The organism is Pelagibius sp., assembly GCF_965227505.1.
Classification (GTDB): Bacteria; Pseudomonadota; Alphaproteobacteria; order Kiloniellales; family Kiloniellaceae; genus Pelagibius.
Genome location: NZ_OZ245757.1, coordinates 3,022,988 through 3,043,276, shown reverse-complemented (window position 1 = coordinate 3,043,276; position 20,289 = coordinate 3,022,988). Strand labels below are relative to the sequence as shown.

15 protein-coding genes are annotated in these 20,289 nt (G+C 66.6%); 10 read left to right on the top strand and 5 right to left on the bottom strand.

What is annotated here, in order from left to right:
- Positions 1 to 133: 133 nt before the first annotated feature.
- The 10 genes from ACO06P_RS14545 (at position 134) to phoB (ending at position 12,026) form a co-directional block, all read left to right on the top strand.
- Positions 134 to 649: a hypothetical protein gene (locus tag ACO06P_RS14545; protein ID WP_420345954.1), complete on the top strand. Its 516-nt coding sequence runs from the start codon at positions 134 to 136 to the stop codon at positions 647 to 649.
- Between the two features lie 264 nt (positions 650 to 913).
- Positions 914 to 3,187, top strand: coding sequence for an NADP-dependent malic enzyme (locus tag ACO06P_RS14540; protein ID WP_420345953.1), 2,274 nt, complete (start codon positions 914 to 916; stop codon positions 3,185 to 3,187).
- Between the two features lie 175 nt (positions 3,188 to 3,362).
- The gene (locus tag ACO06P_RS14535) at positions 3,363 to 3,752 is read left to right on the top strand and encodes a hypothetical protein (protein WP_420345952.1); all 390 of its coding nucleotides are present in this window, start codon (positions 3,363 to 3,365) and stop codon (positions 3,750 to 3,752) included.
- 231 nt (positions 3,753 to 3,983) lie between these two features.
- Positions 3,984 to 5,471, top strand: coding sequence for an ATP-binding protein (locus ACO06P_RS14530; RefSeq protein WP_420345951.1), 1,488 nt, complete (start codon positions 3,984 to 3,986; stop codon positions 5,469 to 5,471).
- Positions 5,472 to 5,733: 262 nt separating this feature from the next.
- Positions 5,734 to 6,756, top strand: coding sequence for a PstS family phosphate ABC transporter substrate-binding protein (locus ACO06P_RS14525; RefSeq protein WP_420345950.1), 1,023 nt, complete (start codon positions 5,734 to 5,736; stop codon positions 6,754 to 6,756).
- A gap of 211 nt (positions 6,757 to 6,967) precedes the next feature.
- A complete protein-coding gene (pstC, locus tag ACO06P_RS14520; RefSeq protein WP_420345949.1) occupies positions 6,968 to 8,350 on the top strand; it encodes a phosphate ABC transporter permease subunit PstC in 1,383 nt (460 codons plus the stop codon).
- On the top strand, positions 8,343 to 9,647 hold the full coding sequence (gene pstA, locus ACO06P_RS14515) for a phosphate ABC transporter permease PstA (protein WP_420345948.1): 1,305 nt from the start codon (positions 8,343 to 8,345) through the stop codon (positions 9,645 to 9,647). The genes pstC and pstA overlap by 8 nt, the downstream gene beginning before the upstream one ends.
- 37 nt (positions 9,648 to 9,684) lie before the next feature.
- A complete protein-coding gene (gene pstB / locus ACO06P_RS14510) occupies positions 9,685 to 10,488 on the top strand; it encodes a phosphate ABC transporter ATP-binding protein PstB (RefSeq protein WP_420345947.1) in 804 nt (267 codons plus the stop codon).
- A gap of 96 nt (positions 10,489 to 10,584) precedes the next feature.
- A complete protein-coding gene (gene phoU / locus ACO06P_RS14505; RefSeq protein ID WP_420345946.1) occupies positions 10,585 to 11,337 on the top strand; it encodes a phosphate signaling complex protein PhoU in 753 nt (250 codons plus the stop codon).
- On the top strand, positions 11,334 to 12,026 hold the full coding sequence (gene phoB / locus ACO06P_RS14500; protein ID WP_420345945.1) for a phosphate regulon transcriptional regulator PhoB: 693 nt from the start codon (positions 11,334 to 11,336) through the stop codon (positions 12,024 to 12,026). The genes phoU and phoB overlap by 4 nt, the downstream gene beginning before the upstream one ends.
- A gap of 81 nt (positions 12,027 to 12,107) precedes the next feature.
- Here the strand turns inward: phoB and ACO06P_RS14495 are convergent, their stop codons facing one another.
- From ACO06P_RS14495 to ACO06P_RS14475, 5 genes are all read right to left on the bottom strand, one after another.
- On the bottom strand, positions 12,108 to 14,858 hold the full coding sequence (locus ACO06P_RS14495; RefSeq protein WP_420345944.1) for a GNAT family N-acetyltransferase: 2,751 nt from the start codon (positions 14,856 to 14,858) through the stop codon (positions 12,108 to 12,110).
- 310 nt (positions 14,859 to 15,168) lie between these two features.
- Positions 15,169 to 15,717, bottom strand: coding sequence for an O-acetyl-ADP-ribose deacetylase (locus ACO06P_RS14490; RefSeq protein WP_420345943.1), 549 nt, complete (start codon positions 15,715 to 15,717; stop codon positions 15,169 to 15,171).
- Complete coding sequence (locus ACO06P_RS14485; protein ID WP_420345942.1) at positions 15,689 to 17,113, bottom strand: AmpG family muropeptide MFS transporter; 1,425 nt, start codon at positions 17,111 to 17,113, stop codon at positions 15,689 to 15,691. The genes ACO06P_RS14490 and ACO06P_RS14485 overlap by 29 nt, the downstream gene beginning before the upstream one ends.
- Entirely contained in the window at positions 17,103 to 18,941 is a 1,839-nt protein-coding gene (gene typA, locus ACO06P_RS14480) for a translational GTPase TypA (protein ID WP_420345941.1), read from the bottom strand. The genes ACO06P_RS14485 and typA overlap by 11 nt, the downstream gene beginning before the upstream one ends.
- Positions 18,942 to 18,989: 48 nt before the next feature.
- Positions 18,990 to 20,003 carry an adenosine kinase gene (locus ACO06P_RS14475; RefSeq protein ID WP_420345940.1) on the bottom strand — a complete coding sequence of 338 codons (1,014 nt, stop codon included), beginning with the start codon at positions 20,001 to 20,003 and terminating at the stop codon, positions 18,990 to 18,992.
- Between the last annotated feature and the right edge of the window lie 286 nt (positions 20,004 to 20,289).

Sequence of the window (20,289 nt, the reverse complement as noted above, 5' to 3'; positions counted from 1 at the left end):
CGCGTGTGGGGGCGCAGGTTATCACAGGCGACGGCACCGGGGGCAAGCCGGGCGATGGAGCGCGGCAGCGCATGAACCACGGGTCTGGGCAAGCCGCGCCACAGCGGTCAGAATAGGAAAAAGGGAGAACGGAATGCAGGACCAGAGTGCAGACAGCGACGTCTTTGCCGCCGGCCAGCCCGTCGAAGTGGTCGGTCGCTTTTCCCAGCGCGTCGAATTCACAGAGGCGGTCGAGGCGCTGCTCGCGGCGGGCTTTGCCCGTGACGATCTTTCCGTCCTCGACACCCACGAATCGCTCAGCGCCAGCGGCTCGCCCGGGGAGGCCTGGCAGGAATCCCTCGCCGGCCTCGTGGGCGAGATCAACTACGTCGGCCCGCTGACCGCCGCCGGCCTGATCGCCATAGCAACCGGCCCGGTGGGCGCGGCGGTGGCCGGTGCGCTGGCTGCCGGCATCAGTGTCGCCGCCGTGGTGGAGCTGCTGGAAAAGCTCCGCGCCACACCCCATACCGAGGCTTTCGCACGCGCCCTGGAGGCCGGTGCGATCCTGCTGTGGGTGCGGGTCACAGATCCGGCGGCGGCGGACAAGGCCGAGGAAATCCTCAGCAAGGCCGGGGGCGCCGATGTCCACCGCCATGTCCGGGCCCACTAAAGGACAGGCCGCAGCGCAAGCGGTCCTTTGTCCCCGGCGCTTTGCCCCCGACCTTTTGTCATGATCTTTGACGCTTGCATGCCGTCTCTCTAAGATTTCCGGAAAAACAAGGCCCTAAGCCAATTGTGCCGAGGGAAAGCGGGCGGTCCACCGCTCCGCCCCAGGGTACCCCGGCGTTGTGGGCGAGACCGTAACGCAGGCGCCGGCAGCCACAACAACGGCCCGGGTGAAGCGCCAGGGATATGTGCCCAAGGGGAGGACAAGATGGACAGAACCCGCATCACCGAGGAAGAGGCGCTCGATCTGCACGCCTCCGGCCGGCCCGGGAAGTTCGAGATCCAGGCCACCAAGCCGCTGACCACCCAGCGCGACCTTTCGCTGGCCTACTCCCCCGGCGTCGCCGTCCCCTGCCTGAAGATCGCCGCCGACGAGGCCAAGGCCTACGACTACACCGCCAAGGGCAACATCGTCGCGATCATCTCCAACGGGACCGCGGTGCTGGGCCTCGGCGACCTCGGCGCCCAGGCCGCCAAACCGGTCATGGAAGGCAAGGCCGTCCTCTTCAAGCGCTTCGCCGATGTCGACGGCATCGACCTGGAGGTCGACACCCGCGAGGTCGACGACTTCGTCAACTGCGTGCGCTTTCTCGGCAAATCCTGGGGCGGCATCAACCTGGAAGACATCAAGGCGCCGGAATGCTTCATCATCGAAGAGCGGCTGAAGGAACTGATGGACATCCCCGTGTTCCACGACGACCAGCACGGCACCGCCATCATCACCGCCGCCGGCTTCCTCAATGCCCTGGCGCTGACCGGCCGCTCCATCGAAAAGACCAAGGTCGTGATCAACGGCGCCGGCGCCGCCGGCATCGCCTGCGCCGAGCTGATCAAGGCCATGGGGGTGCCGCATGACCTGGTGATGCTCTGCGACACCCGGGGCGTCATCTATCAGGGCCGCGAAGAAGGCATGAACCAGTGGAAGTCGGCCCATGCGGTCGACACCAAGGCGCGCAGCCTGGAAGAGGCCTTCGAGGGTGTGGACGTCTGCATGGGGCTTTCGGTGAAGGGCGCCTTCACGCCGGAGATGATCCGCTCCATGGCCGACCAGCCGATCATCTTCGCCATGGCCAATCCGGACCCGGAGATCACGCCGGAAGACGTGGCCGAGCTGCGCGATGACGCCATCGTCGCCACGGGGCGGTCCGACTATCCGAACCAGATCAACAATGTCCTCGGCTTCCCTTACATCTTCCGCGGCGCTTTGGACGTGCGGGCCTCGACCATCAACATGGAGATGAAGATCGCCGCCGCCCAGGCGCTGGCCGAACTCGCCCGCGAGGACGTGCCGGACGAGGTCGCCCAGGCCTATCACAGCAAGGCCCTGCGCTACGGCCGCGCCTACATCATTCCGGCACCTTTCGATCCGCGCCTGATCGTCGCGGTGCCCAAGGCGGTGGCGAAGGCGGCCATGGACAGCGGCGTCGCGCGGCAGCCCATCGACGACATGGCGGCCTACGAGCAGCAGCTCTCCGCGCGGCTCGATCCCACCGCCTCCAGCCTGCAGCGGATCTTCGACAAGGTGCGCCAGAACCCCAAGCGCGTGGTCTTCGCGGAAGGCGAGGAGGAGCGCAGCATCCGCGCCGCGCTTGCCTTCCAGCAGGCCGGCTACGGCACGCCGGTGCTTGTCGGGCGCGAGGAGATCGTGCGCGCAACCATGACCTCCATCGGCCTGGAAAAAAGCCAGCTGGAAATCCACAACGCGCGGCTGTCCAGCAACAACGCGCGCTACGTCGACTATCTTTACAAGCGCCTGGGACGGCGCGGCTCCCTGCGCCGTGACTGCCAGCGGATGGCCAACCAGAACCGCAACGTCTTCGCCGCCTGCATGGTCGCCTGCGGCGAAGCCGATGCCATGGTGACGGGCCTGACACGCAGTTTCGGCGTCGCCTACGAGGACATCCGCCGCGCCATCGATCCGCTGCCCAAGCAGCGCGTCTTCGGCCTTTCCATCATGGTCATGCGCGGGCGCTCCATCTTCATCGCCGACACCTCTGTGCACGAGTTGCCGAACGCCGAGCAGCTGGCCGACATCGCCATGCAGGCCGCCGCCCAGGCGCGCGCCATGGGCCACGAGCCGCGGGTCGCGCTGCTGTCCTATTCCAACTTCGGCAACCCCTGGCACCCGGCGGCCCAGCGCATCCGCGATGCGGTGCAGCTGCTCGATCTGCGCGAGCCCGACTTCGAGTACGACGGGGAGATGCAGGCCAACGTGGCGCTGAACTATGACCTGATGCGGGACCACTATCCCGTCTCGCGGCTCTCCGGGCCGGCCAACGTGCTGGTGATGCCGGGGCTGCACTCGGCCAACATCACCGCCAAGCTGGTGCAGCAGGGCGGCGGCGGCACGGTCATCGGACCGATCCTCATCGGCCTGTCCAAGCCGGCCCAGGTGGTCCAGCTGGGCGCGACGGTGAACGACATGGTGACCGCCGCGGCCCTGGCCGCCTACGAGGCGCAGGCGACCGGAGAGCTGCTGTAGACAGGGCATCCGGGTGAACCTCTGCTGCCGCGGCGCCGACTGATCAGCATCGGGTGCCGCGCTTGAGGCGGGCACGAATGCGCCGCAACGGCGGAGCGGCTGAGAAGGCCTCCGCAAGGAAAGCTTCTGAAGTCTGGCCGCCGGACTGAGCTGGCACAGCGACCGGGAAAAGAGGATGGCTCCGCGCTTCGGCAACATCGTCATCAGCCTCGGACTGATCGCGATCGCCCTTTATCTGGGCCTCACCGCCGTGCTGGGCCTGACGGCTGTGCCGACCCTGCCGGCGGGCGACCCTCCGCCGCCGGCAGACGGCTTCGCACTCACCGCAATCTCCGGGATCACGGGGATCGCGGCCCTTTTCAGCGCCATCGGCGTTCTCGCCCGCCGGCGTTGGGGACTGACCGCCTTCCGCGTCATGGTTGCAGGGATCTTGGTCTTCGTTGCGTTGGGGCTCTGGCACAACACCGGGAACGCCTGGCTGATCTGGCCGGAGCTGCTGTCCTACGGCCTGCTCGGCGGTCTGACCGCGCTGCTCGTCGACCGCTATCTCGCGCGGCAGGTCTGAAGCCCGCGGCGGGCGTGGACACAGGGACGCGGTCCTCGGGATGGTCGGGCCCCGCGATGGTCGGGCCCCGGGATGGTCGGGCCCCGGGATGGTCGGGCCCCGGGATGGTCGGGCCCCGGGATGGTCGGGCCCCGGGAAGGTCTGGCCACTGCAAAAGCTTCACGACCGCGCGCACGCGCACATGCTAATATCCACGTTGACCTCAGCGCGATTGAACCCCACAAACCCTCCATGATCGACGAGCCCTCAGACCGTCCGGCGAAGGCCACCCCGCCAGAGGCCGGCGCGCCGCCGCCGTTCTATGGGCGGCTGCTGCTGGCCGCGGCGGTGCTCTGCGTGCCGGTGGCGCTGATCCTGGGGGCTTTCGTCCTGGGCGGGCAGCTGACCATGACCGCCGCCGTGGTCGGGGGCGCCGCCATCCTCGCGCTGATGGCGGTGATGCTGAACCAGCACCTTCGCCGCGTGCGCACCCTGACGCGCTACCTCGGCCGGCTGCGGGATGCAGGCGACGACAGCCCGCTGCCGCCGGCGCCCTCGGGCGGCGACCTGCTGTCGCCGGGGCTGGTGGATGCCATCGCCGAGACGGCGCGTGAGCAGCGGGCAAGGCGCAACGACCTGCAGGACACCATGGCGATGAACGCCGCGGTGCTGGCGGGCCTGCCCGACCCCCTGATCCTGGTGGCGGAGAACCGCCGGGTGCTGCGCCTGAACCCGGCCGCCGAGGCCCTGCTGGGACAGGATCTCGCCGGCCGCGACCTGGCCCTCGGGCTGCGCAACCCGGACCTGCTGGCCGCGGTCGACGCGGTGCTGCAGGGCGGCGAACAGGAAGCGGTGGAGTTTTCCATCCCCGGCAAGGTCGAGCGCAGCATTGCGGCGCGGGTGCTGCGCCTGCCGGCGGCGGCACCGCAGCAGGCGCGGCTGATGATCGCCCTCTACGATCTGACCGGCGTCAAGCAGACCGAGCGCATGCGCGCCGACTTCGTCGCCAACGTCAGCCACGAACTGCGCACGCCGCTCAGCAGCCTGATCGGCTTCATCGAGACTCTGCGCGGACCGGCGTTGGAGGACCAGGAGGCACAGATCCGCTTCCTGAAGATCATGGAAGAGCAGGCGCACCGCATGTCGCGTCTGGTGGACGACCTGCTCTCCCTTTCACGTATCGAGCTGCAGGAGCACACGCCGCCGGACAGCGAGTGCGACGTCGCGGAGATCCTGCGTTCCGTCAGCTCGACGCTGGAGCTGGAAGCGGCGCGCTATGGCATGCGCATCGATCTGGCCTGCGAGCCCCTGCCGCCGGTGGTGGGCGTCCACGACGAACTCACCCAGGTGATCCAGAACCTGCTCGATAACGCGCTGAAGTACGGCTACGAGAACACCGTGGTCCGGGTGACCGCCAGGCGGCTGTCGAAGGGCGGGGCGGGGGAGCGCCGCCTGGGCCGCGCGGGCGTGAAAATCTCGGTTTTCAACGAAGGCGAAGGCATCGAGCGCGAGCACATCCCGCGCCTCACGGAGCGCTTCTACCGGATCGACACGGGCCGTTCGCGGCGCCTCGGCGGGACCGGCCTGGGGCTGGCGATCGTCAAGCACATCGTCAACCGGCACCGCGGTGTCCTGGAGATCGAAAGCCGCAGCAACGAAGGCGCCACTTTTTCGGTCTATCTGCCCTCCGCCCTGCCGGCCGAGGAAAGCCTCGCGCCCTCCCAGTCGCAGGCGTCCTAGCGCGAAGCGGGGCTTCGCACTGCCTGTCTTTCGTGAGAAAAGGTTAATTTACAGTGGAAATGTTGAGAATTTCCGCGTCTGTCATCTAACTGTCACAAAAGTGCAGTAATACCATCGCCGAGCGACCGTAGTTTGGGCCCGCCGGCGAGAGGTCGGCGCCAACGTTGTTCCCGGCTCAGGCCTTGGGTAGGCCGGAAGGGAAATGGCCGGAAGGCAACATCGAGACAATTTCACCAATGGGCATTCAGCGGAGGTACTCCCCGTGAGCAAGAGAACGCTAGCCGTGGCGGCCGTTGCCGGTTTCGTCATGGTCGCGCCGGCTTTGGCCGAGGCGCGTGACCAGATCCGTATCGTCGGTTCTTCGACGGTCTTCCCCTTCTCCACGGCCGTGGCCGAGAACTTCGGCCGCACCAGCGGCTTCAAGACGCCGGTCGTCGAGAGCACCGGTTCGGGCGGCGGCATGAAGCTGTTCTGCGCCGGCGTGGGCACCGAGCATCCGGACATCACCAATGCTTCGCGGCGCATCAAACAGTCCGAATTCGAGATGTGCGGCGAAAACGGCATCACCATCACCGAGGTGAAGATCGGCTTCGACGGCATCGTCCTGGCCAACTCCAAGGCGCATTCGCCCTTCGCCCTGACCAAGAAGCAGATCTTCCTGGCCCTGGCCAAGGAGATCCCGGTCGACGGCCAGCTGGTTCCCAACCCGAACAAGCTCTGGAGCGACATCGACCTTTCGCTGCCCGCCGAGCGCATCGAGGTTCTGGGCCCGCCGCCGACCAGCGGCACCCGCGATGCCTTCGTCGAACTGGTGATGGAAGCCGCCGCCGAGGAGTTCCCGGAGATCAAGGCTCTGGACAAGAACGCCTTCAAGGCTGCGGCGCACTCCGTGCGTGAAGACGGGGCTTTCGTCGAAGCCGGCGAGAACGACAACCTGATCGTCCAGAAGCTGGAAGCCAATCCGAACGCGCTCGGTATCTTCGGCTTCAGCTTCCTCGACCAGAACGCCGACAAGCTGCAGGGTGCGACCGTCGGCGGCGTGGCGCCGGAGTTCGAGAACATCGCCTCCGGTGAGTACGGCATCTCCCGCTCGCTCTACTTCTATGTGAAGCAGGAGCATGTCGGCACCATCCCCGGCATCAAGGAGTTCGTGGCCGAGTTCACCTCCGACAAGGCCTGGGGCGACGAGGGCTATCTGATGGAAAAGGGCCTGATCCCTCTGCCGACCGACGATCGCAATGCGATGATGGAGTCGGCCAACGGCATGGCGCCCTTGAGCATGTAATCGGGCATGTAATCGGGTGAGAGTCCGGCGGAGTGAACTCTCCGCCGGACTCGCTCCCCAAGAACACTATCAATGAAACCTGCAATCACAGAATCGGTCGGAGCACACACCGTCAAGGTATGACGAAGCCGGCGCCCCGGCCCTTCGGACGGCGAAGGGTGTGTTGGGAAGGGCGCAGGCAGGCTCCCTCCTTGAGATCCGATGGGCCGCCATGAACAGCTTTCTTCTAATCGCGATCCTGCTGGTACTGGCCTCCGTCGGCTACCAATTCGGACAACGGCGCGCCCGGTCAGTGAGCGGCGGCCACCCGTCGACGCTCCATTCGCGGCCCCAGTATTACGGCTTCTATGTCGCACTCTGGTGCGGCATCCCGAGCCTGTTGCTGATGTCGCTCTGGCTGATCCTGGAGCCGCACGTCGCCGAGTGGATGCTGATCTCCAACCTGCCGGCGGACATGCAGGGCCTGCCGGAAGATCGCCTTTCGCTGCTCCTGAACGACGTCAAGAACCTGGCCTCCGGCAATATCGTCAGCCGCGAGGTCGATGCCTCGCTGCAAGCCGCTGCAGACGGATACGCCTCGGTGCGCCAGATCGGCAATGCCGCCATGACGGTGGTTGCCATCGCCATTGCCGTGCTCGGCCTGGCCTTCGCGCGCAAGCGCGTCTCGCCGCAGCTGCGCGCCCGCAATCTGGTGGAGCGCACGGTCAGCGTGCTGATGATCATCGCTTCGACCATCGCGATCCTCACCACCATCGGCATCGTGATGTCGTTGCTGTTCGAGGCCATGCGCTTCTTCGCGCGGGTCCCCTGGCATGAGTTCCTTTTCGGCCTGGATTGGAGCCCACAGACCGCACTGCGCGCCGACCAGGTCGGCGCATCCGGGGCCTTCGGCGCGATCCCGCTCTTCGCCGGGACGCTGCTGATCACCTTTATCGCCATGTGCGTGGCGGTGCCGATCGGCCTGTTCTCGGCCATCTACATGTCGGAGTACGCGCCACAGCGCATGCGCGCCATCGTCAAGCCGATGCTGGAAATCCTGGCCGGTGTGCCGACAGTGGTTTACGGCTTTTTCGCCGCCCTGACCGTCGCCCCCTTCATCCGCCGCACCGGCGAGTCCCTTGGCATGACGGTCTCCTCTGAATCGGCATTGGCCGCAGGCGTGGTCATGGGGATCATGATCATCCCCTTCGTCTCCTCGCTGAGCGACGACGTGATGAATGCGGTGCCGCGTGCCCTGCGCGACGGCGCCTTTGCCCTGGGCGCGACCAAGTCGGAGACCATCAAGCAGGTGATCTTCCCCGCCGCCCTGCCGGGCATCGTGGGCAGCCTTTTGCTTGCCATGAGCCGCGCCATCGGCGAGACCATGATCGTGGTCATGGCGGCCGGACTGGCGGCCAATCTCACCGCCGACCCCCTGGAGGCGGTCACCACCGTGACGGTGCAGATCGTCACCCTGCTGGTCGGCGACCAGGAATTCGACAGCGCCAAGACACTGGCGGCCTTCGCCCTGGGGCTGGTGCTCTTCGCCGTTACGCTCACGCTCAACGTGATCGCCTTGAACGTGGTCCGGAGGTACCGAGAGAAATATGACTGACAGCACGGCACCTGCCGCGGCCCTGCGCCGCGCCGACCTCTCGGAACAGCGGCTGGGCCGCCGCTACGCTGCCGAGAAGCGCTTTCGCTTCTATGGCCTGCTGGCAATTTTCGCCGCACTGGGAATCCTGGGGCTGCTGATCGGCACCATCGTGCTGAACGGCTACACCGCCTTCGTACAGACCCACATCGCCGTTCCGGTCTACCTGGATCCGCAGGTCATCGACCCGCAGGACACGAACGACCCGCAGATCATGGGGCGCGCCGACTATCAGGGCCTGTTGCGGACGAGCCTGCGCGAGCGCTTTCCCGATGTGAGCGGCCGCCGCGACCGCCTCAAGCTCTACGGCATCCTCTCCAACGGCGCCGGGCTGGATGTCCGCGACGCAGTGCTCTCCGACCCGTCGATCATCGGCACGACACAAACCCTCTGGGTCAAGTCCTCCGACGATATCGACAGCCTGGTGAAAGGCTACATCGACCGCACCTTGCCGGAGTCCGACCGGCGGGTGAAGGACAACGAGATCGTCTGGATCGAGGCGCTTGAGGCCGACGGCGTGATCGAGACCCAGTTCAACACCACCTTCTTCACCGCCGGCGACTCGCGCGAGCCCGAGCAGGCCGGCATCTGGGGCGCCGTGGTCGGGTCCTTCTACACGCTGCTGATCACGCTCATCCTGACCTTCCCCATCGGCGTGCTCTCGGCGGTCTACCTGGAAGAGTTCGCGCCGAAGAACAAGTGGACGGACCTGATCGAGGTGAACATCAACAACCTCGCGGCGGTGCCTTCGATCATCTTCGGTCTGCTGGGCCTGGCGGTGTTCCTCAGCATCTTCGGACTGCCCCGCTCGGCGCCTCTGGTCGGCGGCATGGTTCTGGCGCTGATGACCCTGCCGACCATCATCATCGCCGCCCGCGCAGCCCTGAAGGCCGTGCCGCCGTCGATCCGCGAGGCCGCGCTGGGCGTCGGCGCCTCGCGGCTGCAGGTGGTGACCCATCACGTGCTGCCGCTGGCGCTGCCGGGCATCATGACCGGAACCATCATCGGCATGGCCCAGGCCCTGGGCGAGACGGCGCCGCTGCTGATGATCGGCATGGTCGCCTTCATCGTCGACATTCCCGGCGGCGTCACAGACCCGGCCACCGTGCTGCCGGTGCAGATTTTCCTTTGGGCCGATGCGCCCGAACGTGCCTTTGTCGAGAAGACCAACGGTGCCATCATGGTGCTGCTGGGCTTCCTTATCCTGATGAATGCTCTTGCCGTCCTGCTGCGCAAGCGTTTCGAGCGCCAGTGGTAGCAAAGGACAGCTGGAAAGAACGATAGTGGAGACCGCAATGGAAGCAGTCGCAGAAGCCACCGCGCCAAGCCCGGCCCTCAGGAATTCGCCCAAGATGACGGCGCGCAACAATGCCGTGTACTACGGCGACAGCCAGGCCCTGCGCGACGTCGATCTGGATATCGGCGAGAACCAGGTGACATCGCTGATCGGCCCTTCCGGCTGCGGCAAGTCGACCTTTCTGCGCTGCCTGAACCGGATGAACGACGTCATCGACGGCTGCCGGGTGGAAGGCGAGATCACCCTGGACGGCATCGACATCTACCGCAGCGGGCTGGATGTGGTGCAGCTGCGCGCGCGGGTGGGAATGGTGTTCCAGAAGCCCAACCCCTTCCCCAAGTCGATCTACGACAACATCGCCTACGGCCCGCGGCTGCACGGCATCGCCGAGAGCAAGAGCGAGCTCGACGACATCGTCGAACTGAGCCTTTCCCGTGCCGGCCTCTGGGAAGAGGTGAAGGACCGCCTCTCGTCCCCCGGCACCGGGCTTTCCGGCGGCCAGCAGCAGCGCCTCTGCATCGCCCGCGCAATCGCGGTCAATCCGGAAGTGATCCTGATGGACGAGCCCTGCTCGGCCCTCGATCCCATCGCCACAGCGAAGATCGAGGAGCTGATCGACGAGCTGCGGCAGAACTTCACCATCGTGATCGTCACCCACTCCATGCAGCAGGCGGCCCGCGTTTCCCAAAGGACCGCCTTCTTCCATCTCGGCAATCTGGTCGAGGTGGGTGATACCGAACAGCTATTCACCAATCCGCGCGACGAGCGGACCCAGGGCTACATCACCGGCCGCTTCGGGTGATCCCGTTCGGGTGATCCCGTTCGGGTGATCCTGGGGACCGGAACAGCGCAAGCATGCTAGCCTGACCACTCTCGCCAAGCCGAAGGACCGGCAGACATGAACAGCGAACACATCGTCAAATCCTTTGACGAAGAACTGCAGCAGCTGAACACCGTGGTGCTGCGCATGGGCGGTGTGGCCGAGGCGCAGTTTGCCGGCGCGGTCGACGCCATGGTACGGCGCGATTCGGCATTAGCGGAGAAGGTCGTCAAAGGCGACGAAGCCATCGACCAGATGGACCTGGAGCTGGATGAGGACGCGATCCGCACCCTTGCGCTGCGCCAGCCCATGGCCAATGACCTGCGCGAGGTGATCTCGGCGCTGAAGATCTCCAGCGACCTGGAGCGCATCGGCGACTACGCCAAGAACATCGCCAAGCGCACCATCGCGCTGAACCAGTTGGCCCACCACGAGGCCGTGCGCTCGATCCCGCGTATGGCCAAGCTGGTGCAGGCGATCATCAAGGACGTGCTCGACGCCTATGCCAACCACGACTCCAACCGCGCTCTGGATGTCTGGCACCGCGACGAGGAAGTCGACGAGATGTATACGGCGCTGTTCCGCGAACTCCTCACCTACATGATGGAAGATCCGCGCAACATCACGCCCTGCACCCATCTGCTGTTCATCGCCAAGAACGTGGAGCGCATCGGCGACCACGCCACGAACATCGCCGAGACGACGCACTACCTGACGACAGGCAAGCGCATCGAAGGCGGGCGCCCGAAGAGCGATACCACAAGCTTCCAGGTTGTCGAGCCTGAGGACAACCAGGACGCCCAAGACGGAAAGAAGAAGGAGGGCGTGTGAGACCCCTTGTTCTAATCATCGAAGACCAGGAAGCCCTGGTCACCATGCTGCGTTACAACCTGGAAGGTGCCGGCTTCCGGGTGAACACTGCGAGTGACGGCGAAGAAGCGCTTGTGGTCGCAGCGGAAGAGGTACCGGATCTGATCCTGCTGGACTGGATGCTGCCGCTGATGTCGGGCATCGAAGTCTGCCGCCAGCTGCGCAGCAAGCCGGACACCAAGCGCGTGCCGATCATCATGCTGACGGCGCGCGGCGAGGAAAGCGACAAGCTGCGCGGCCTCGACAGCGGCTGCGACGACTACATGACCAAGCCGTTCTCGCCGGCAGAACTCATCGCCCGCATCAACGCCGTCCTGCGCCGCAGCAAACCGGAACTCAGCAGCGAGATGCTGGCCTTCGAGGATCTGGCCATGGACCTGGCAGCGCACCGCGTCCGCCGCAGCGGCCACGACGTCCATCTCGGCCCCACCGAATTCCGCCTGCTGCGCCATCTGATGCAGAATCCCGGCCGGGTCTTCACCCGCGAGCAGCTTCTGGACTCGGTCTGGGGGCGCGACGTCTATGTGGAGCCACGCACCGTCGATGTGCATATCCGCAGGCTGCGCAAGGCCCTGAACCAGAACGGCAGCGAAGACCTGATCCGCACGGTGCGCTCCGCCGGCTACTCCCTGGACCGGCCCGGGCCCTGACCCCCGGACGCCGACCCCCGGCACCGGCGGTGCGCGCTCCGGCTGTCAGCGGCGCAGCCTTATCCCGTCAGGATTTCTCCGTTAGGCTGTCTCGAGGGCGTTCTCAGGCCGGCCCGCGATGTCCAGCCGGACCGCGACCGTGCCGTCACCGGCGGGGGCAGCGCTGAAACCGAGCTTGCGGCAGAGGGCAAGCATCGCCGTGTTCTCCCCCAGGACGGAACCGCAGACCTCGCCGATCCCGCGGTCGCGGGCATAGGCCAGAATAGCCTCCATCAAGACCGACCCCACCCCCTGGCGCTTGATGTCGGAGCGCACCAGAATCGCGAACTCGGCCCGCCGGTTGTCCGGGTCTGCCGCCAGGCGGACGACGCCCAGGCCGTGGTGTCCCGGCCCCTGATGTCCGGGCTCCGGGGCGGTGAAGGCCGCCAGGGCCATCTCGCGGTCGTAGTCCAGCTGGGTCAGGCGGGCCAGCATCTCGTCCGAAAGCTCCTTGATGGTGGCGAAGAAGCGCATGCGCACGTCCTCCGGGTCCAACTGGCGGAAGGCATGGCGCAGGCCCACCGCGTCTGTCGGCCGAAGCGGCCTGATGAAGATGTCTGCACCGTCGGGCAGGGCGACCGTCCGTTCGAGTTCACGCGGGTAGGGGCGGATCGCGAGACGCGCCGTCGGGGCCGCCAGGGGATCCTTGCGGGCGGCGATGCGCACCCTGGCGTCCAGGGCAATCACGCCCTCGGCATCGGCCAGAAGCGGGTTCACGTCGACTTCCGTGATTTCCGGTATGTCGCTGACGATCTGCGAGAGGCGCACGAGGCAGTCGGCCACCTCCTTGATCGCCGCCGGCGGTCGGTCGCGGTAACCCTGCAGCAGGCGGTAGACCTTGGTCTCCGCCATCATCGCCTCGGCCAGCATGGGATCGAGCGGCGGCAGCGCGAGGGCCTTGTCGGCGATGACCTCGACAGCGGTGCCACCGTGGCCGAAGAGCATCACCGGCCCGAACTGAGGATCGTCGACCACGCCCAGGATCAGCTCCTCGGCCTTCGGGCGCCGGCACATGGTCTGGACGGTGAAGCCCTCCAGTTTCGCGTGCGGCGCGGCCGCGGCGATGCGCTGAAGCATCGCTTCCGCCGCCGCGGTGACCGCCGCCTCGCCCTCGAGATCCAGGGCAACGCCACCCAGGTCGCTCTTGTGGGTCAGGTCGCGCGAAAGGATCTTCAGGGCCACCGGCCCGCCGAGCGCCGCCGCCGCGGCACCGGCCTCCGCCGGGTCGGCGACGACCTGCGTGGCCACCACCGGAATGCCGTAGGCCTGCATCAGGGTCTTGGCCTCGGCCTCGCTCAGCCACTCGCGGCCTTCCGCCAGCGCCGGCTCCAGGGTCGCCCGCGCGGCGGCCCGGTCCGGCTCCGCGACATCGCGCTCGGGATGCGGAACCCGCATGAGCAGCGCCTGGTTGCGGCGATAGTTTTCCAGATGCATGAAGCCCTGGACCGCCTGTTCGGGCGTCTCGTAGCTGGCGATTCCATGACGGGCAAAAAGACGCCGGGCATCGTCGACGGCCTGGTCGCCGACCCAGGCGGCAAGCACGGGGCGGCCGGTGTCGGGCGTCGTGGCCAGGGTTTCAATGACGGCTTCGGCGGCTTCCGTCGCGGACGCCACGGCGGTGGGGCAGTGCATCACCAGGGTGGCATCGGCTTCCTGTTCCTGCAGCAGCACCTCCAGCGCCGCCCGGTAGCGTCGGCCCGGCGCATCGCCGATGATGTCGACCGGGTTGCCCGCACTCCAGGTGACCGGAAGGCAGGCGTCCAGGGCCGCCTTTGTCTGTTCCGACAGCTCGGCCAGCACTCCGCCGTGGTCGATCAGGGCATCGGTCGCCAGGATGCCAAGGCCGCCCCCGTTGGTGAGGATCGAAAGGCGCGCACGACCGTCCGGGCGTCGCCGCGCGACCGAGAGCCGCGAAAGCGTCTCCGCCGCATCGAAGAGTTCTTCGAGGCTGTAGACCCGCAGCATGCCGGCGCGCGCGAAGACGGCGTTGTAGACCGCATCCGCACCGGCCAGGGCCCCGGTGTGGGAAGCCACGGCCTTCGCGCCCTCGGCATGGCGGCCGCCCTTGACCACGATGACCGGCTTGTTGCGGGCGGCGATGCGCGCGGCGGAGACGAACTTGCGCGCGTGCGCCACCGATTCGATGTAAAGCAGGATCGCGCGGGTCTGGACGTCCATGGCCAGATAGTCCAGCAGGTCGCCGAAGTCGACGTCCGCCTTGTCGCCCAGAGACACGATTTTCGAGAAGCCGATGCCCCGCGGCGTCGCCCAGTCGAGCATCGCCGTCACCATGGCGCCGGACTGGGTCACGAAGGCCAGATTGCCGGGCAGCGGCGCAACGTGGGAGAAGCTGGCATCGAGGCCGATACCCGGCACCATCATGCCCAGGCAGTTGGGCCCGACGACGCGCAGCAGGTTCGGCTTGGCGGCGTCGAGGATGGCTTGCCGGCGCACCGCACCCTGGCCGTCACCGCCCTCGCCGAAGCCGGCGGTGATGACCACGGCGGCGCGCGTGCCCCGGTTGCCGAAGGCGGCGACCAGCTCCGCAACGCTGTCCGGCGGCGTGGCGATCACCGCCAGGTCAGGCGTCCGCGGCAGGGCCTCTACGGAAGGATAGGCAAGCACCCCCTCGATCGCCTCGTGGCGCGGATGCACCGGCATGATCGGACCCTGAAAGCCGCCATTGAAGAGGTTGCGGGCAAGCACGGCACCCAGGGAACCGGGCCGCTGGCTGGCCCCGACGACAGCGATCGACTTGGGTTCGAAGAGCGCATCCAGGTTACGAATGGTCACGTCGCGTCAACCTGCCTTTTTTGTTTGAAAACAAAGCTTTCTATCAGGAGCCAGACTAGCACGCGCGGATGACGGAACGATGATCCGGATCACCGCCACCGGGACGGCCGAAGGGCCGCTGCCGCGCCTCTGTAGGTCGCAAACCCAAGGCCTCCAGAGAGCCGGCGGATCTCCCCTGACCATAGTTCCCCTGAGCACCATGCCCCTGAGCACCATGTAAGAAGCACTCCGCCGATTTTCATCACCGGGCCCGGCGGCGCGCCCCTACCGCTTGCGCACAAACGACAGAGACCGGATCCGCTACAGGCTGTTACCGCCCCAGCGCCCGGCGGTAGGCGGCCTCGGCTTCCGCGCCGAAGACCGAGAACACAACCTGCTCGATGCCGTCATCCCCAGCGTTGTTGTCTTCGATCAGGAAGGCACGCACGGTCTCGACGGCAATCTCCGTCGCGCGCTCCAGCGGGAAGCCGTAGACGCCGGTGGAGATGGCCGGAAAGGCAACCGAACGCGCGCCGATCTGCCTGGCGATCTTCAGCGCGGTGCGATAGCAGGAGGCGAGCAGGGCCTCCTCGTTCTCTGCGCCGCCGCGCCAGACCGGGCCGACCGCGTGGATGACGAATTTCGCTTTCAGATCGAAGCCGTCGGTATGAACCGCATCGCCGGTCTTGCAGCCGCCGATGGCGGCGCAGGCCTCCCGCAGGTTCCGGCCCGCCGCGCGGTGGATCGCCCCGCAGACACCGCCACCCAGGCTCAACTGCGCATTGGCCGCATTAACGATGGCATCGACATCCAGCTGCGTGATGTCGCCGGGCTGGATTTCGATGCGGTCGTCAGGTGTTGCGCTGGACGCTTGGATCATCGGGCTGCCCCTTCGGCTCGGGTCGGGCAAGAACCTGCTGGCGCTGATGGTACATGAGATAGAGCACAAGCAGGATCGCAGGAATGCCCAGGGCAGAAGCATAGAAGAAGAAGTTCACGTAGCCCACGGCCTCGACCACGAAGCCGGACCCGCCGGCAACGATCTTTCCGGGAAGCGTAAAGAGCGAGGAAAAAAGAGCGTACTGCGTGGCCGTATAGGCCGTATTGGTCAGGCTGGAAAGATAGGCGATGAAAACGGATCCGGCGAGACCGGCAGAGATGTTGTCGGCACTGATCGCCAGCGTCAGCATGACAATGTCGTGGCCGACCACCGCCAGCAGTGCGAAGACAAGATTGGTTGCCGCCACGAGAACCGCGCCCAGCAGGAGCGAGTACAAAAGCCCGAAGCGCACCACCAGAACGCCGCCGATCAAAGCGCCGGCAAGGGTGGCGATGACGCCGTAGAGCTTGGCGATGTTGGCGATCTCCTCCTTCGAAAATCCGACGTCGATGTAGAAAGGATTGGCCATGACGCCGAGGGTGATGTCGGAGAGTCGGTAGAGCCCGACAAAGGCGAGGATCACGAGCGCGAAGGAGCCATTGCGCGCGAAGAAGTCCACCAGAGGCGAGACCACCGCTCCGGAGAACCAAGCGGTAAGGCGGTGCAGCGGTCCGTCGCGCAAGCTGCCACCTTCAATGCGTCGCAGCAGCTCTGCCTCGCGCAACAAGGTGGCCTGATCACGGGTTACCTCCGGCTCGCGGATGACAAGCACTGTTGCAACGCCGACGCCGACCAGCGCCGCCATGGTCATGTAGGCCGTCGGCCAGGAGGTGAACTGCGCGATGTACAAGGCGCCCGCGCCGGCGGCGATCAGCCCGAAGCGATAGCCGACCTGGTAGGTGCCCGCCATGGCGCCTTGCAGCGACTTGTCGACGGCCTCGATGCGATAGGCATCGATGGCGATGTCCTGCGTCGCCGAGGCGAAAGCCACCAGAAGGGCGAAGTAGACGATGGTTTCCAGGTCCTGCGCCGGATCGGTAGCAGCGATTCCCAGCAGGCCCGCAGCGATGCCGATCTGTGCAATCAGCATCCAGCCGCGCCGCTTGCCCAGCAGCGTGGTGAACGGCGGGACCGCCAGGCGATCGACCACAGGCGCCCAGAAAACCTTGATGGAAAAGGTAATGCCGACCCAGGAGAACAAGCCGATTGTGGAAAGACTGACGCCGACCTCACGCAGCCAGAACGACAGGGTAGAAAACAGCAGCAGGAAGGGCAGGCCGGCAGAGAACCCGAGGAAAAGCATGGCGATGACACGGGGGTGCAGATAGACCTCGAAGGCCTCGCCCCAGGATCGACGCCTCGGCAGCGTGTCTTGCTCTACTCGCTCAGACGGCATCCTTGATCCGGCTTTGTTTCTTGCGCGCATGCGGGTCGAGCAGGCGCTTGCGCAGGCGGATCGACTTGGGCGTCACCTCCACCAGTTCGTCGTCGGCGATGTAGGCCAGCGCCTCCTCCAGCGCCATGACGCGCGGCGGGGTCAGGCGCACCGCCTCGTCCTTGCCGGCGGCGCGGATGTTGGTGAGCTGCTTGGCCTTCATCGGGTTGACTTCCAGGTCGTTGCCGCGGCTGTGCTCGCCGATCACCATACCTTCATAGACCGGTTTGTTGGGCTCGACAAAGATCTCGCCGCGCTCCTCCAGGTTCCACAGCGCATAGGCCACCGCCTTGCCGTTGCCGTTGGAGATCAGCACCCCGTTGCGGCGGCCCTGGATCGGTCCCTTGTAGGGCGCGTAGCTGTGGAACACCCGGTGCATGATGCCGGTGCCGCGGGTGTCGGTCAGGAATTCGCCGTGATAGCCGATCAGCCCGCGCGCCGGGGCCAGAAAGGTCACCCGCGTCTTGCCGCCGCCCGAGGGGCGCATGTCGGTCATCTCCGCCTTGCGCTGGCCCATCTTCTCGACGACGACGCCCGCATAGTCGTCGTCGACGTCGACCTGCACCTCCTCGATGGGCTCCATGCGCTGGCCGCTCTCGGGATCGCTGCGGAACAGCACCCGGGGCCGCGAGATCGAAAGCTCGAAGCCCTCGCGGCGCATGGTCTCGATCAGCACGCCGAGCTGCAGTTCGCCGCGCCCGGCCACCTCGAAGGCGTCCTTGTCCTCGGTCTCGGTGATGCGGATGGCGACGTTGCCCTCGGCCTCGCGGTCCAGACGGTCGCGGATCATGCGCGAGGTGACCTTGTCCCCTTCCTGCCCGGCCAGCGGGGAATCGTTCACCGAGAAGGTCATGGCGAGTGTCGGCGGGTCGATGGGCTGGGCGGCCAGGGCGGCCTCCGCCTCCGGCGCGCAGATGGTGTCGGCCACGGTCGCGTCGCTGAGGCCCGCCACGGCGACGATGTCGCCGGCCGCGGCCTCCTCGATGGGTTCGCGCTTCAGCCCGCGGAAGGACAGCAGCTTGGTCAGCCGCCCGCCGGTCAACGTCGTGCCGTCACGGCGCAGCACCTTCACCGGCATGTTGAGCTTGGCCGTGCCGCTGTGGATGCGGCCGGTCAGGATGCGCCCCAGGAAGTTGTCGGCCTCCAGCGTCGTCGCCAGCATGGCAAAGGGACCCTCGGCATCGGCCTCCGGAGCCGGCACGTGCTCGACAATGAGGTCGAAGAGGCTGTGCAGGTCCTTGCGCTCGTCGTCCAGGTCGGCGACCGACCAGCCCTGCTTGGCCGAGGCGAAGAGGGTCGGGAAGTCGAGCTGCTCGTCGCTGGCCTCCAGCGCCACGAAGAGGTCGAAGACCTGGTCGTGCACCCAGTGGGCGCGCGCGTCCGGCTTGTCGGCCTTGTTGATCACCACGATGGGTTTCAGGCCGCGCGCCAGCGCCTTGGCGGTGACGAACTTGGTCTGCGGCATCGGTCCTTCGGCGGCATCCACCAGCAGCAGGACACCGTCGACCATGGAGAGGATGCGCTCCACCTCGCCGCCGAAGTCGGCGTGGCCCGGCGTGTCGACGATGTTGATCTTGGTGTCGTTCCAGGTCACCGCCGTGCACTTGGCGAGGATGGTGATGCCGCGCTCACGCTCCAGGTCGTTGGAGTCCATCGCGCGCTCGGCCACCTGCTGGTTGCTGCGGTAGGTGCCCGACTGCTTCAGGAGCTCGTCGACCAGCGTCGTCTTACCGTGATCGACGTGCGCGATGATCGCGATGTTGCGGATGTCCTTGGCTTTCACTGTCATGGGGCCTGAACCGTCATGGTCTTTGTCGTCGTCCTGCTGGAAAGGCCGTCAGGCCCGCTGTGCCTGCTTGAGATCGAGCTGGGCCGCGACCAGCTCTGTGAGCTTCTGTTCGGGGCGCGCGCCGACGTGGGAGATCACCTCCGCCGCCGCCAGCGCGCCGATGCGCCCGCTGTCATAGAGGGAGTGGCCGTTGGTCAGGCCGTAGAGGAAGCCGGCGGCAAAGAGATCGCCGGCGCCTGTGGTGTCCACCACCTTGGCGACCGGGGCCGCATCCACCACGTGCACTTCCTCGCCGCTGACGATCACCGCGCCTTTTTCGCTGCGGGTCAGCGCCGCCACGTCGCAGTGCTGGCGCACCTGCTGCAGGGCGGCATCGAAGTTGTCGGCATCGAAGAGGCCGCAGACCTCCTCCTCGTTGGCGAAGACGATGTCGACGTGCCTGGCGACGAAGTCCTTCAGTTCGTCCTTGTAGCGGTCGACGAGGAAGGGGTCGGAGAGGGTGAGCGAGATCTTGCCTCCGGCAGCGTGGCAGAGGCGGGCCGCCCGCAGGAAGGCCGCCTTGGCCGAGGGCGAGTCCCAGAGGTAGCCCTCCATATAGGTCACCGCCGCGGCCTGCAGCTGGGCCTCGTTCAGATCCTCCGGCCCGAAATCGACCGCGGCCCCCAGGAAGGTGTTCATGGAGCGCGCCGCATCCGGCGTCACCAGGATCATCGAGCGGCCGGTGGCCGGCCCGCTGCTGGCATGGGGCGTGTCGAAACCGACCCCGGCGGCGCGGATGTCATGGGTGAAGATCGTGCCCAGCTGATCGTCGCGCACCTTGCCGAAGAAGACCGCCTGACCGCCGAGCGAGGCGATGCCCGTGGCGGTGTTGCCGGCCGAACCGCCGGAGACCTCCACCGCCGGCCCCATGGCGTCGTAGAGCTGCACGGCGCGGTCCTGGTCGATCAGGATCATCCCGCCCTTGGGGATCTCCATGGCCTCCAGAAAGGCGTCATCGGTCTTGGCGAGAATGTCGACGAGGGCATTGCCGATGCAGACAACGTCGAGGCGCGGTGCGGTCATGAGGTTTCCGTTATCATGGTTCGGTAAACGCCCGCTTACGGCGCGGGCCCGCCGGGGTGCTGTCCCCAGGGTACTGTCCTCTGCAGCCAAACCAGGGCCAAAGCCCGGTCCGCCGGTCCCTTCTGCGCTCTGTCCGGCCCTCAAAGGCGCAGCCTGAAAGAGTTACAGTCCGCAAAACCAAAGCTGCCGGGGGCGGAACCGGCCGGGACAGGCTTTCGCGGCCCCTTGTAGTGCGCCTTGCCAACGGCGGCAAGCCCGCTTTCGGTGCTGCTCCCTTGTGGCAGGA

What these genes read in the sequence shown, in the direction of transcription:
- pstC (WP_420345949.1), top strand. Translation starts at nt 6,968, where the DNA reads ATGAACAGCTTTCTTCTAATCGCGATCCTGCTGGTACTGGCCTCCGTC.
- ACO06P_RS14530 (WP_420345951.1), top strand. Translation starts at nt 3,984, where the DNA reads ATGATCGACGAGCCCTCAGACCGTCCGGCGAAGGCCACCCCGCCAGAG.
- pstB (WP_420345947.1), top strand. Translation starts at nt 9,685, where the DNA reads ATGGAAGCAGTCGCAGAAGCCACCGCGCCAAGCCCGGCCCTCAGGAAT.
- typA (WP_420345941.1), bottom strand. Translation starts at nt 18,941, where the DNA reads ATGACAGTGAAAGCCAAGGACATCCGCAACATCGCGATCATCGCGCAC.
- ACO06P_RS14535 (WP_420345952.1), top strand. Translation starts at nt 3,363, where the DNA reads ATGGCTCCGCGCTTCGGCAACATCGTCATCAGCCTCGGACTGATCGCG.
- ACO06P_RS14545 (WP_420345954.1), top strand. Translation starts at nt 134, where the DNA reads ATGCAGGACCAGAGTGCAGACAGCGACGTCTTTGCCGCCGGCCAGCCC.
- pstA (WP_420345948.1), top strand. Translation starts at nt 8,343, where the DNA reads ATGACTGACAGCACGGCACCTGCCGCGGCCCTGCGCCGCGCCGACCTC.
- ACO06P_RS14485 (WP_420345942.1), bottom strand. Translation starts at nt 17,113, where the DNA reads ATGCCGTCTGAGCGAGTAGAGCAAGACACGCTGCCGAGGCGTCGATCC.
- ACO06P_RS14475 (WP_420345940.1), bottom strand. Translation starts at nt 20,003, where the DNA reads ATGACCGCACCGCGCCTCGACGTTGTCTGCATCGGCAATGCCCTCGTC.
- phoU (WP_420345946.1), top strand. Translation starts at nt 10,585, where the DNA reads ATGAACAGCGAACACATCGTCAAATCCTTTGACGAAGAACTGCAGCAG.
- ACO06P_RS14490 (WP_420345943.1), bottom strand. Translation starts at nt 15,717, where the DNA reads ATGATCCAAGCGTCCAGCGCAACACCTGACGACCGCATCGAAATCCAG.
- ACO06P_RS14540 (WP_420345953.1), top strand. Translation starts at nt 914, where the DNA reads ATGGACAGAACCCGCATCACCGAGGAAGAGGCGCTCGATCTGCACGCC.